Origin of the sequence: Bacillus sp. MMSF_3353, assembly GCF_030733445.1 — a bacterium.
Taxonomy (GTDB): Bacteria; Bacillota; Bacilli; order Bacillales; family Bacillaceae_G; genus Bacillus_A; species Bacillus_A wiedmannii.
On sequence record NZ_JASHJA010000025.1, the window covers coordinates 38,170 to 51,361 of the forward strand.

The following is a 13,192-nucleotide window of genomic DNA, read 5'->3' on the forward strand; positions in this document are numbered from 1 at the left end:
ACCTCACTTTTCACTTTGATTTTCAATATATGTTTTTACTATGTCTATTGGCGAACCACCAGTAGTTAGCAAGCAAAAACTTCTTGACCAAAACATCTCTTTCCAAAGTTTCTTTTTCACTTGTGGAAAATCTCTTTTAATAAGTCGAGAACTTGCACTTTTATAAGCATTGATGAATTTTGTCATTTCTGTATTAGGGTGTGCCTTGAACAAAATATGAACATGGTCTACATCATGATTCCATTCAACTAATGTGATGTTATAGTTTTCAGATAGTCGAACAAACATATCTTTTGCATAGTCTGACATATCATCATCAAACAAATTTCTTCTGTATTTCACGACCAACACAAGGTGATAATACAACAAGAATACTGAATGGTTATTACTATCTAATTTCATTTATATACCAGCCTTTATAATTTATAAGACTGATTATATCAGAGGCAAAATAAAAAGGAAAACCTTTTGGCTACGCCAAACCGAAATTCATCTCCCACCTACCGTTGGGCTACGCCCTTCACACGCTTGAGGAAGGAGAATTCTTTCGGGAAATTCGTTAAAAAGTTAAACTTGATGACCATGTAGTGATTAGATATATAAGGTTTTTCCTAAAATAGGTCGCCAGTCATTACACTCATAAACTCTTTAAAAAACTGTTCATAATTCATTTGCATTGCAATCCTATGTTTTGGACGATTACCGAATGTTTCTGGTTCAAAGGTAGACCTGAAATCTCCTATACTTTGTCCTCGTACAGTATCAAGTACATTAACCGTAACTGCTGATTGATGGTACGTAAAAATATCATCACGATTAATCGCAATCAAAGTGAGTGCATCGTGAACCGGGCTACCCTGTATTCCAGGAACTTTTTTTTATAAAATTGATAATAGTAATAGTCTAAAAGAGGCTTTAAAAACTTAGTTTTTCCTTTAGAGTGAATATAATTGACCATTTCTGGTGTTACAATAGCGGATTGTGTAACATTCAAAGGATAAATTGATAGATTTTTTGCGTATCTCATTACAATGTTGACAGCTCCAGGATCGCCATAAAAGTTAGCCTCAGCAATAGGAGTAACATTTCCTGGATATAGAAAAGATCCGCCCATAATATAATAAGAATGTACATATTCCATCATATCTCCATAAAGGAGAAATAAAGTTGCAAGTGAAGTTAGCCTGCCGGTATTCACGATAATAAGTTCATTTTTATACTGTTTTATAAGTGTAAGAACTTCAAAAAAGTTCTCAAATGTTTGAAGCTCTAGTCCTGTTTGGATGGGCCCCATCCCAAATTTACCGTGAACTTCCGGATAAAAAGTTTCAGTTTCTGAAGACATAGAATGCTCCGCCCCACCAAAAACTTTTATATATTCTTTTCCTACACTTTTAAGTAAAAAACGAACATTTCTAACAACTTCAGCTTGAGGTACGTTTCCATAGTCTGCAACAATTCCTATAACGTCAATTTTATCTGTTAAGTGCGCATATATGATAGCTATTGTATCGTCAATTCCAAAATCTCCAAAAAACAATACTTTTTTCCCCATACAATGTGACTCCTTATTTTTAATGGTTTTTTCAACAGATTATAATTATGGGATCGTAGTATAAGGTTATTCCCAAGTCATTTTGTAGTATTGTTTATGCGATAATTTATCTATTTAACATATAATTTCGTTAACAATGAATACATTCCTTTTCTATAAAATAAAATAGTATATAGTTACTAATCTTAACGTATTTTTTCTGATATCCCATGCCACATTAAGTGGCCCCTAAAAAATATAATTGTATATTCCGAACTAAAAAAGCAAACGTTTCATTTGGAAAAATTCGCCTTTCATGGTTTGACTGTGATGCCGTGATAACCTATTAATAAAAATAGATTCCAACAGAAATTTATATTACTCCTTCAAATAAATATAATCCTTGCAGCAAAACCATATATACTATATACACGTATACATTAAACATACTTTAAGGAGAACAGAACATGATAAAACATATACTCAGTTTCATACTCGGAACATTTGTTATGTTAATTGGTTTCTTATGGGTTATTCCCTACACCCTAGAAACCATTGACAGTAATGTAAGCTATATTACTCATGACAAAAAGTATATTAGTAAGCTATACGACTATGACATTAACCTTTGGATGATTGCAATATTTATATTTTCCATTTTTTCTGCGATTTCTGTTTTTATATTAAAGTTACCTAATTATAATAGGAGCAAAAGCACTCATATAAAAAAATATAGTCAAACAAATCAGCGAAAAAAAGCAAAGAGAAGGCGTCGTAAATAATTGTTTTCTTATATAAAGAGATAATAAAGTTATTGTTTAATTCTTTTTAAACTAACTGTGCAAGATAGTTTAATAGGGATGATGATATAATTAAGGGCAGTTTACTTTATATTATAATTTATGAGGTGGAAAATGGACTCTTTAGAATTAAACAAATCTAAATATATTGTCTCTAATATCAAAGATATTTTGCATAAAAAGCTTATTCTTGATAAACCGCTAACTAAAGATGAGATAAAAAAATTAAACTTAGTTAATCCTACTGTATACGAAAATGAGAAGTATCTCATTCAAGAACGGTGGTTTTATAGTATTAATATCGGAGAATGGGAAGATGTAGATATTATTATTGAAGGAAATAATGAAAATCCAAATGTTCAGATTATCGAAATGGCAGAAAAAATATTCGATGAACTCCATCTACATATAAGTTGTGCACTAAAATATTTACAAAAATTCTTCCCTAATCAAGAAATGAAGAACTACTATCTATCCACTATATATTTTGGAAAGATGGTTAATTTTGACGATTATATATTTCCTGGTTTTAGTTTAGCATTTATTTATGAAGGTATCTTTGAGTTTCAGTATAAAGTAAAATTTAAAGACAATGGATGGCCTATTGGTTTTGAAGGTGGGCCACTTTAATAATCATAGATACCTTTTTCTTATTGTGTGGATTTAAAATAAAGATTAACTGTTTATAAAAAAGATGCAACGCTTTAGCCAATTGTAAGGACTACTTTTCCTCTGCCGTGACCACTTTCGATCTCTCGATGTGCGTCTGCGGCTTGATGAAGCGGAAATGACTTCCTGATGTGGATGTGCAATTTCCCTTTGGAGTAAAGCTCTACCAGCTGGGCAAGCCGATTCGTTCTTTGTTTTCGACAAGCCCCAACGATGCGCGCAGAGCATCGTCCCCAGCGGCATCAAGGGCTACGTCCACGCCATCCGGTGCTAGAGCACGAACTCTATCAACAAGACCGTCTCCATAAGTGACAGGGATTGCACCCAGCGATCGAAGGTAATCATGGTTTCGTTCACTGGCCGTACCGATGACAGTTGCTCCCCATGCCTGGGCCAGTTGTACAGCGAATGTACCAACTCCACCAGCTGCAGCGTGAATCAATATGGTGTCTCCCTTGTCAACACGAAGTTCCTGTAATGCGGTGTGAGCCGTTTGACCAGAAGCTGTTATTGCACCAGCCTCCTCCCAAGGCATACTCTGTGGCTTATGCACAATCTGGTCAACGCTAACCACCACATATTCTGCATAGCAGGCCAGTAATGCCCATCCAAGTACTTCATTGCCGATAGAGAAGTCTGTAACTTTATCCCCGACTTGATCAATAATTCCTGCGAATTCGTTACCGAGAATCTGTGGATACTGCACCGAAAAACCGGGTGGTGCCCAGCCACTACGCACCGACAAATCGAATGGCTGGATTCCAGCAGCCTTAACCCGGATCCGAACTTGCCCTACACCAGCATGAGAGGTATCAAATTCCATCACTTTCAAAACATTTGGAGCACCAGAAGTAGAAATTGCAGCAGCTTTCATGCTATATCCCTCCTTAAAGGGTAGGCGTTCCAGCTTATAGTGGAGTGGAATTGAGCATGAATTAGGTAATTATATTTATTAACACCCAGACAGGCGAAATTTAAAATCTCTTTTTCTTGTTTGAAAAGATTAATTGATCGAATCGTTTGATCGTTATTCATAGGTAATCAGCCCTTTACATTATTTTAAAATGTAATCTCAGGATTACGAATTGACATGTTCTGCTATTGAACGATCATTGAATGTCTTTATTCAACTAAGCACCTCGATGGTAAATCCACCCGGGGCCTTAACATAGAATGTCCAGCGATGGGCCCTTTTGGGTGGTTTTACATCAAATCCATCATTCTTCAAGTGTTGATAGATCTCGTTCACCCGTTCTTCGCTCTCCTGTGAAAAACCAATATGAAAGGACTTCGGATAACTGACCTGAGTACCTTTCATCAAAGCGAGCAATAATCCATCTTCGTCTAATAGTACAGCGAACGAATCGCCATGCGTGCTCTTAGTTTGTAGGCTGAAGTATTTCTCCAAGAACTTTCGAGCAGCGTTAACGTCAGTGACCGTTAGGTTGATATGGTTTAGTTTCAAAGGTTCCACTTCCTCTCTTTAGGTATAATACCTTCATCTCCATATTCACTGTTTAAGAATGCCTTCCCAAAATGGGAAGTAGTTAAGAAAAAATACTCATAATTAAAACAGTAGAATCCTTTAAAATCTTTGAAAGTTTTTATTGCTTACATGTTTTATTCTATAATTGATTATTAATAAATAAAAAGACATTTTAATATATCTCTTTATATACTCGAGTATATGAATAAAGGAGTGATGAATGTGGAACTACTGCAACTGCATTATTTTCTAAAAGTCGCTAAGTTGGAGCATATGACGCAGGCTGCGCAAGAGCTTCACATCGCGCAGCCTGCTCTCAGCAAAACCATCGCTAGGTTGGAAGAGGATTTAGGTGTACCATTATTTGATCGCCAAGGAAGGAAGATTCGACTCAACTCATTTGGAAAAGCGTATCTAAAGAAAGTAGAAAAGGCACTCATGTTACTTGAAGAGGGCAGAAGAGAAGTTGAAGATCTTGCGGCAATGGAAAGAGGGCGTGTTTCTTTAGCAACAACAACTCATAAATGCTTTTCTGATGTAATAGGTTCTTTTATATCCTTGCACCCTGATATCAAACTTCAAATCACTCAAGCTTCAGAGAGGGAAAAGGTGCAACAGCTCCGAAGTGGAGATATCGATTTTTGTATCACTTTCCCTCCTATTGAGCAGACGGGGATAGAGGGATTGTCTTTTCTCACTGAAAAAATCTTACTAGCTGTTCCTCATACACATCGATTTGTTAATCGGAGCAACATAGACTTGAGAGAAGTGGCTAATGATCCTTTTATTTGTATAAAGCAAGGGAATCCATTCCGAGAAATGACGGATGAATTTTGTCAAAAAGCAGGATTTACTCCGAATATTATATGTGAAGTTGACGAACATTCTGCAGTAAGTTATTTCATCCGTATGGGAATTGGTATTGCTTTTATGCCAGAAACCTTAATAAAAAAAATAGAGACGTCATTTCATTTAGTGCATATTGATAATCCTATTTGTCAGCGTACCTATCAAATCGCATGGCTTGAAGGCCGTTATATGTCCGTGGCGGAACGTAAATTTCAGGAGTTTTTTGTCCAGAACTTTACTGATTTAAGGAAGTAATAAACCCTTAGTTTAGATTCGAACTTTATCAGCCTATAGCTCTAAATATTAGGACCTGAAGGTAAAAGGTTGAACATGACTGTCTCCTTTCTTAACTTTCAGGCCAATGATGGATTCATACATGATCACACCTCTTCTTACATAAATTAACTAGTAGTCTCTATTTAGTAGTTGATAAATTTAAAGATTATTAATATGAAGTAAAATAATACTTTTAACATACTGGAGCTTTTTTCCCATAACATAAGTAGACATATATCTCAGAAACTTATTGAACGATTTTCCATTAAAGGGCGTGATTGTGGAGTAACACAGGCAGAAAATGTTCAAATTTTTTTATGAAATAATGGACTAAATGAAAATATTAAGAACGTGTTTTGATCAATCTTTTTCAAAACACGCCCTTTTCTATGATTGTTTATCAAGATTATTAGTATCAAATTGATTAAACTTCATTTTAAATCTACAATATAATTCTGTATCAAAACGGTTCGTAGTAAGCTGTACTCCAGTCTTTGTATTATCCTTATCTTATACACTTCAACTTGCAACATGTTTGCAGTACCCTTGCTTAAATCATAATAAACGTAATTTATCCACTATCAAGATAGTATACACTTTCCTTGCACATACTTTCTTCCTACTTATATACTTACCTTCGCTTCTCCAATATCCTGTTTTTTAATTAAATCTAAGTAAAAATGTGAGACAGTTGTATTGTAATAAGGAGAAATGAAAATAAATGATAGATTAAACGTAAACATTCCGATAAATGCGGCTAATAAAAACCAACCAATAAATGATAACCAAAGAACAAATAACTTTAACTTTTGTCCTTTCATTATTCTTTTACTTTCTCTCAATGCTTCACTTGCTGTATAATCAGGATTCTCTACTAATATGTAATACGACATGGAATAAGAAAAATATTTAATAATACCTGGAACAATTAATAAGAGACTCCATAAAAAAAGAAAAATAGCTTGCAACAGGCCCAATTTTACTGATCTAAACAAATTGCTTTTTTTAAATCCTAGAAATACATCGTCCACTTTAGCATCTTCATTTTCACCTAAATGTAAGGTAAAAGCAGAATATCCATAATTAAAGATGCCTTGTATAGAACTGTAAATTAAGAAACAAATAAGTCCTAAAAAAATATAACTTAGAATAAGTAAAACTAGTGCAGTAGGGTCTACTTGGGGTTGCCCACTAATTGAATAAACAAAGATTACATCCAAACCAATTACCCCAATAAACAGGCCAACTATTAAATACATGAATGTCGCAATTGCTGATGCACTAAAAGTAGGTACAAAATAGTTTAACGCTGATACTCCTATACCTCCCCCCCATTTACCATCTAACGAATTCAGTGCTGCTTTCTTTAAATTTCTTGTCATACTTGTATTCCCTCCTTTTTTCTTATTTTCCTATACTGAAAAAACAAAAGAACTTGTAGCAGGCCCCGCTACAAGTTCTTTTAGCCAAACACTTTAACTCAGTAAAAAATCATTTATTCTACACAATCGGGGGTAATGCCTAAAATATGGTTTGTTATCATCATTATATAACATAATTATGAATTTTTGTTAAAAATTATATATATTCAGACAAATATTTCTCCACTTTTTTACTTTTTCCCATGTAGTTTTATCTACTGAAAATAAGTAAAAAAACATTTGGACTAATTGGAACAAAAGTTTTTTTATGAACATGAAAAGACCACCTACACAATTTCATAGGTGATCTTTTTTTTGATTTTGCACTTGTGCACTACTTTTAAAACACATCACAAATTCATCTTATTTGTTAAAGACTTAATTCTACAAAACAATTCTAGGAGCATAAAGTAATTCTTTCAGCATATGAACACTTCGAGTATTATATCATCACTTATTCTTAAATAAAGGTGCTATTTTATCAATCCGATTTGTCCAAATTCCACCTGTATAATCTTCAGGAATACGTTTTATATCTTCGGATGAGTCAAATCCACTTGAAAATCCAAATCCATTTCCACCTACAATGATAACGCGAGTATCTGCTTTATCCATTCTATTAAGAAAACGGTTCGGCCATCCCCAAAGCCAAGGAGCTACTTTGTCTGGAATATGCAACTCTCCATGCTTTAGACTTGAAGGCATGTAACCAGTCCACCCTAACGCAATATAAGTAAGAAGATCCTTTTTCATAGTTGCTTTTGACATTGTTCGTAAACTAGGGATACGCTCCTCAATCGCAGCAATTGGTTTATCACCACCATATACAGTTAGTTGCTCAAGGCGTTTTGCTGGTAGTTTCTTGAGATAATCAGCCAATTGGATTCCTTCATTTTCATCATCACTTTTGATATGAATAAGAAAAGAACGATCTGGAAAATGGTTAAGTACTTCATCGAGTGTTGGCATAAGATTAATCCCTTTACCACGGAACGGGAATGTTTTCCCCCCATCAGCTGTATAACCGTATCCAATATCAAGTGCTTGTAATTCTTTTGTTGTAAAATCTCTTGTAACGCCTTTACCATTAGTACGGCAATCAAGCGTCCAGTCATGAAAAATAACAAAATTATTATCTTTAGTTGGTTGAACATCAAACTCTACTAGATCAGCTCCAGCTTTAAATGCAGCTTCCATAGATGGAATTGTATTTTCTAAATAAGAGTGTTCAGGTTTATTTATACGTTCTGCTGTACATGTATCACCCTCAATCCCATCCATGCTGAATGTTTGTGAAAGTCCTCGGTGAGCAAGAAGAATAGGAGCCCCCTCGTCCCTTTTAGCAAAAAAAGAACTGTTATTTACATAAACAAATACAAATAGGATAAGAATTATCCAAATCGTTTTACGTTTCAGTAACCTTTTTATTTTAATCATTGTATTCTCCTCTTAACTATTTGTTGAAATGATTTAAACAACGTTTGTCATTTAAATACCGGTAAATGTTACAACCTATCTTATTACAATGCAATGGATATCATTGGAAATTAAAGATTCGTACTTTGATATAAAGCGGGAGAAATTGAAAATTAATATAAATATGTTGCTACGCTTTTTCTATTAGGTAATTCTATGTCTTATGCATTGATTTGAAAAAAATCGTAGTGTTTTCCTCTCTTTCAATTAATGAAATTCAATTGATTTTAAATGAAACTATTTAAAAAACGTTTTTTTATTTGCTCTAACAGGGGTCTCGCCACATACCCATCAAGCTAAGAAAAATAAATACCCCAAAATGATAATTTTAAAGACTTATTTGCGGAATACAGCTCGGATTTTCATTTTTGGGAGTATAGGTGGTTGGAATATGGCAGGATCCAATGACAATAAAGTTAATCAAATATCCCTATTTCAATCAACCAGCAGGTTGGTTGAAATAATAGTACGAGAAAAAGTGCTAAAGCGAGTGCGATTAGTTTTTTCATTTTCATTGCGGTAGTCATTCTATGTATGGCGTAAAATAGACATTTACGTTTGTCATGCTCCTATTATGGCAAAGCAATTTGTATTTTCCCTGTAGTCAACCTGTAGTTTGTCTGTAGCGGAGAAAATCAAAAAAGACCGGCAGGAATAACCCTGTCGATCAAAGTGATAAAGCTTGGTTGCTAACATCAGGGGTGCAGACGCCTCATAACAAAATGGCTGAGATAAAACAGATAGGCGAAATATAATACTACGAATACAGTTACTACCAAGGCAAGTATATTTACAACCTTAACAGTCCTATTTTTGAAAATCTTGAACAATAAAGCATAAATACCAATGCCGATTACCCCTCCAAGCGTATTGTCAAGTACATCAGTAATATCGCTTCTTCCTATTGCGAAAATGAATTGTATAGCTTCAAACGCCAATGTCAAAGCAACAATTGGAAGAACTTTCTTCATAAAAGGCCATTTGCTTTTTAGTATACAAATATATATACCTAAAGGGATAAAAATAAGTATATTATCTCTTATTTCTCTAAAATCAATAGTTCCGCTGTCATCGAAAGACCCCTGAAATGGAATCAGATTGATTACTCGTATCCCGTCTGATATTTCAGAAGAAAAAAACGGTAATTTGAAGAGAATGACGCCTGTCAACAGCAGCATATATATTACAAACAATGCAATTGTAAGTTTATTTCGGTTTTCTGATTTCATTATTTTTCTCCTTGTGTTATTTATGCCTTTGGCAAATCCATCCAAAATAGAACGCCATCCGGAACGTTTTCCAAAGCATATTCAATGTTCATTACTTCCAACGTTTTCCGCACGATGGTCAAGCCTAAACCGTTGCGCCCACTTTTCCGCCCCCGCACTTTATCCATACGGTAGAATGGGTCAAATAACTTAGGCAGAACTGTAGCGTCTATCCTTGCATCTGTGTTTAGTATACAAAGGCGATATTGTTTAGCCGCAGGCTCGCTCCATATCCTAATTTCACCGCCTATAGGCGTATTCTGTACTGCGTTCAAAATGATATTGGAAAGTGCTTTTTGAAGCATTTTAGAATCGACAAGGCAGTTTTGTCCGTCAGGAATGTCCATAACAATGCACTGACCGTTTGCTTCAGCTAATATCTGAAAATCAGGCAGTATGTCAGCCACTAATTGCCTAACTTTCAGTTTTTCAGGATCTTGAGAGATTTTCCCATCGCTCAGGTTGACAATCTCCAGTATCTCGGAAATCACATCGTCCTGCGCCTCCATCATCTTCACGCATTCGCGCAGGTATTTGGGATGATCTTTGTAATCACCTACATTTTCGAGCATACCCTCCAGCAAGATACTTGTTGCCGCGATAGGCGTTTTTAGCTCATGTGAAGCCGCCGAAAAGAAATATCGCTGTGCTTCCTCCATTTCCCTTACCCGCAGGATTTCATTTTCTAACCGGGAAATGGTATCTTTCAACTTATCGTACATAGAGTGAATGTCACGCGACAAATCGCCTAATTCATCCCGGCGTATAGGCAGGCTTTGCGGTACATCTTCAAGCCTTGTCATTTTCCCGGCGTCATCCGCCAGTCGCTTGATTGGGTTGGTTATCTGCCGTGCAAAAACATACGCGCACACAAGGCAGAGGGCGAGTATAATGGCAAACGCGACCAATGCCTGTACAATTATTTCATTGTAAAAGGCAGTTAATCCCGGTCTGGTCTGGGCGACGACAGAATAACCGAGGGCTTTATCATTATGCACCACATAGTAAAAGTCACCATTGAAATTATCCGTGGTATCAGCACCCGGCGTAGCGTAAATCACGCCGCGATTATCATCTATAATGCAAAACTCAAATGATTGGTTGTTGTCACGAAACCTTTGCGCTGCTGCGGGAATATCGTTATAATCACTATTTTTTACTCTATTGACCAAAGGCTGATAGGACACTACTATTTGTTCCCTTTCAACTGCTCTGTACAGTGTTAAGAATTGACTTGAAAACAATGCGGCAGTTACGAAAACAATCAACAGCATAGCAACTATCGTATAGGCAAAAGTCTTAACAAATATCCCATTCTTTTTCATGAAGTTTCCTCCAATCGGTAGCCCACTCCGCGTACTGTTTTGATGATATTATCCGGTAGCTTCGCCCGTAGGTTTTTAATGTGAGTATGCACGGTGCTGCCATCACCGTCAAAATCGTAGCCCCACACGCGGGACAAAATAACTTCATGAGATAGTGTTTTTCCGTTTTTTTGCACCAGTAGCATTAAGATTTCAAACTCTTTAAGGGTCAAAAGTAATTCTTCGTCGTCATAAAAAACCTTGAAATCTTCCGGCAAAAGAGTCAGCTTGCCATAGTGAAGTTCCTTTGCCACCGCACCGCTGCGACGGAGCAGCGCCTCCACACGTTTCAGCAATAGCTGAATCTTGAACGGCTTAGTCACATAATCGTCCGCTTCCGCATCAAACGCTCTGATTTGATTCTCATCATCGGAAAGAGCAGTCATCATCAGAACCGGCGTATTATTCAGCTTACGGAACTCCCTTAAAAGCTCATGACCGTTCATTCCCGGCAGCAAGATGTCAAGAATGACAAGCTGATAGGTGTTATCATAAAACTTGGTATGCGCTTCATCCCCGTTAAAACAGGCATCCACCTTATATCCCGCTCCAGATAAAAAGACTTTTACTGCATTGCAAATATGCTCATCGTCCTCGACAAGCAGTATTCGTATATCCATAAATGTATACCTCCGAAAAAAGGATAACACAGCAATCTGTATTTTCCCTGTAGTTTTAAGATTTATTTCATTCGTCCATCAACAAGTTTTACGGTATTCTCTGGAATAGCCCATGTCCAGCCGAGCGATATTCACCTATAATCCTGCCTACTTACATAAAAGCTGTATCCGACGATCTGAAATGCCCCATTTCTCACTGGCTTCTTTCGCTGTCACCAAAACTCATTACCAAAAACAAAGTGCCGAAATGTTGGGGTTACGCCTTCAAATAATTCTTCAATTTCTTTTTCGTTTATTAGAGCTTTCCTCCTATTTATTCAAATCTAAGAATTCATTTTACATCACTTTTAACTTTATTTTTTCGCATGGTAAAAATTAACAAAATAAAAATAAGAGATTTACTTTTGTTTTTAAATGACTTTATTATCAATATACAACACGCACCATTAAAATAAGGGTCAAAACCTTTGCCTATAAGGGGTACTTCCACATGCCTATCAACTTAAGAAAAGTCAACACCTCAAAAACAAAAAAAGAACTAATTTCCTAAAATTAACAACTATAGAGAAATTAATTTTTCGTTTAGAGGGTAATTAAAAACCTTAACTTGATCGCGCGAGACCCCTATTAGCTGAATAGCAATGTGGAGTTACCCCTAACATATGGATAGAAGTGTTTTCAAACAACATTATTTTAAAGCATTCATTTATTTGCAACAAAACAAAATATTTTATGTATTATGTGAAGAACAATAATTTTCAATCAAAAACAAAGGATGAATAAGAATGAAAAAATTTAAAATTAGTATGATGGCATTCGTAACGACGTTGTTAGTATTGTTGGTCCCTTCTTCTACATTTGCAAACACAATAGAGCCTTTTAGTTCTGGATGGGATTACTTAGGAGAAGAAACGCTATATTCAAATGGTGCTGAAAGTTATGTATATGCCTCGACTGGTGGAGATTACAAGATTTGCCGAGCTGCTGAAGTAGGTTCAACTAGTAAGTTAAAAGTTGAATTATGGGAGTACGATCCTGATAGCTATAATGATTATGTAGGCGTACGATATTTAGGACCTGGTGAATGTGGGGTTTTCAGAAATATTGGTGGTTTTGTGGATGGAGGAAATGAAGCGGAATTTTTTGCGAAATCAAGATCTAGCAGTAAGATGCATTTAATCTTTTTTGATTAATTCATTAACAAAATGTTCCGCTCTTTGTTTACTAACTATATTGTCTTCTGTTAACTTAATTCGTTAAACAGCTCTCTCTATTAAATTTATTCTTAATTTTAAAATAGTAATCACATCACTTTTCAAACGAAAATAATTAATTAAGGTTTTACACTTTCTCAATATTACGGTATCAATTTTCTTATATAATTAAATTATTCTTTATTTATTTTATGTATCTGTTCCCTTTGAACCCT

Annotated in this window: 11 protein-coding genes and 2 pseudogenes; 4 read left to right on the forward strand and 9 right to left on the reverse strand. The window is 35.5% G+C overall.

The annotated features are described in order from the left end of the window. Positions 1 to 3: 3 nt before the first annotated feature. A complete protein-coding gene (gene tnpA, locus RBB48_RS26280) occupies positions 4 to 402 on the reverse strand; it encodes an IS200/IS605 family transposase (RefSeq protein ID WP_306008364.1) in 399 nt (132 codons plus the stop codon). Between the two features lie 209 nt (positions 403 to 611). Continuing rightward, positions 612 to 1,555, reverse strand: a pseudogene (locus RBB48_RS26285) (nucleoside hydrolase). Between the two features lie 446 nt (positions 1,556 to 2,001). On the opposite strand from RBB48_RS26285, the gene RBB48_RS26290 reads away from it, so the two are divergent. Further along, positions 2,002 to 2,316, forward strand: a complete 315-nt coding sequence (locus RBB48_RS26290) for a hypothetical protein (RefSeq protein WP_088610543.1) — start codon at positions 2,002 to 2,004, stop codon at positions 2,314 to 2,316. A 132-nt stretch (positions 2,317 to 2,448) separates the two neighbouring features. Continuing rightward, complete coding sequence (locus RBB48_RS26295; RefSeq protein WP_088610544.1) at positions 2,449 to 2,964, forward strand: hypothetical protein; 516 nt, start codon at positions 2,449 to 2,451, stop codon at positions 2,962 to 2,964. A gap of 74 nt (positions 2,965 to 3,038) precedes the next feature. On the opposite strand, the pseudogene RBB48_RS26300 reads toward RBB48_RS26295, so the two are convergent. Next, a pseudogene (locus tag RBB48_RS26300) lies at positions 3,039 to 3,877 on the reverse strand (NADP-dependent oxidoreductase). A 252-nt stretch (positions 3,878 to 4,129) separates the two neighbouring features. Continuing rightward, positions 4,130 to 4,468: a VOC family protein gene (locus RBB48_RS26305; protein ID WP_097859115.1), complete on the reverse strand. Its 339-nt coding sequence runs from the start codon at positions 4,466 to 4,468 to the stop codon at positions 4,130 to 4,132. Positions 4,469 to 4,711: 243 nt separating this feature from the next. Between RBB48_RS26305 and RBB48_RS26310 the strand changes: the two genes are divergently transcribed. Then, positions 4,712 to 5,593: a LysR family transcriptional regulator gene (locus tag RBB48_RS26310; RefSeq protein ID WP_097859116.1), complete on the forward strand. Its 882-nt coding sequence runs from the start codon at positions 4,712 to 4,714 to the stop codon at positions 5,591 to 5,593. A gap of 644 nt (positions 5,594 to 6,237) precedes the next feature. Here RBB48_RS26310 and RBB48_RS26315 read toward each other — a convergent pair. From RBB48_RS26315 to RBB48_RS26335, 5 genes are all read right to left on the reverse strand, one after another. Continuing rightward, complete coding sequence (locus RBB48_RS26315; RefSeq protein WP_306008365.1) at positions 6,238 to 6,996, reverse strand: DUF975 family protein; 759 nt, start codon at positions 6,994 to 6,996, stop codon at positions 6,238 to 6,240. A gap of 489 nt (positions 6,997 to 7,485) precedes the next feature. Then, positions 7,486 to 8,472: a glycerophosphodiester phosphodiesterase family protein gene (locus RBB48_RS26320; protein ID WP_306008366.1), complete on the reverse strand. Its 987-nt coding sequence runs from the start codon at positions 8,470 to 8,472 to the stop codon at positions 7,486 to 7,488. A 734-nt stretch (positions 8,473 to 9,206) separates the two neighbouring features. Further along, positions 9,207 to 9,740: a VanZ family protein gene (locus RBB48_RS26325; RefSeq protein WP_106101816.1), complete on the reverse strand. Its 534-nt coding sequence runs from the start codon at positions 9,738 to 9,740 to the stop codon at positions 9,207 to 9,209. Positions 9,741 to 9,760: 20 nt separating this feature from the next. Beyond that, positions 9,761 to 11,104: a sensor histidine kinase gene (locus RBB48_RS26330; RefSeq protein ID WP_098961726.1), complete on the reverse strand. Its 1,344-nt coding sequence runs from the start codon at positions 11,102 to 11,104 to the stop codon at positions 9,761 to 9,763. Beyond that, a complete protein-coding gene (locus RBB48_RS26335; RefSeq protein WP_097890038.1) occupies positions 11,101 to 11,763 on the reverse strand; it encodes a response regulator transcription factor in 663 nt (220 codons plus the stop codon). Before RBB48_RS26335 ends, RBB48_RS26330 begins: the two co-directional genes overlap by 4 nt. A gap of 785 nt (positions 11,764 to 12,548) precedes the next feature. On the opposite strand from RBB48_RS26335, the gene RBB48_RS26340 reads away from it, so the two are divergent. Then, positions 12,549 to 12,956, forward strand: a complete 408-nt coding sequence (locus RBB48_RS26340) for a hypothetical protein (RefSeq protein ID WP_088092077.1) — start codon at positions 12,549 to 12,551, stop codon at positions 12,954 to 12,956. Positions 12,957 to 13,192: the final 236 nt, after the last annotated feature.

Bases quoted from the DNA above. Each gene is read 5' to 3' on its own strand.
- tnpA (WP_306008364.1), bottom strand. From the start codon at position 402: ATGAAATTAGATAGTAATAACCATTCAGTATTCTTGTTGTATTATCAC.
- RBB48_RS26290 (WP_088610543.1), top strand. From the start codon at position 2,002: ATGATAAAACATATACTCAGTTTCATACTCGGAACATTTGTTATGTTA.
- RBB48_RS26295 (WP_088610544.1), top strand. From the start codon at position 2,449: ATGGACTCTTTAGAATTAAACAAATCTAAATATATTGTCTCTAATATC.
- RBB48_RS26315 (WP_306008365.1), bottom strand. From the start codon at position 6,996: ATGACAAGAAATTTAAAGAAAGCAGCACTGAATTCGTTAGATGGTAAA.
- RBB48_RS26320 (WP_306008366.1), bottom strand. From the start codon at position 8,472: ATGATTAAAATAAAAAGGTTACTGAAACGTAAAACGATTTGGATAATT.
- RBB48_RS26325 (WP_106101816.1), bottom strand. From the start codon at position 9,740: ATGAAATCAGAAAACCGAAATAAACTTACAATTGCATTGTTTGTAATA.
- RBB48_RS26330 (WP_098961726.1), bottom strand. From the start codon at position 11,104: ATGAAAAAGAATGGGATATTTGTTAAGACTTTTGCCTATACGATAGTT.
- RBB48_RS26335 (WP_097890038.1), bottom strand. From the start codon at position 11,763: ATGGATATACGAATACTGCTTGTCGAGGACGATGAGCATATTTGCAAT.
- RBB48_RS26340 (WP_088092077.1), top strand. From the start codon at position 12,549: ATGAAAAAATTTAAAATTAGTATGATGGCATTCGTAACGACGTTGTTA.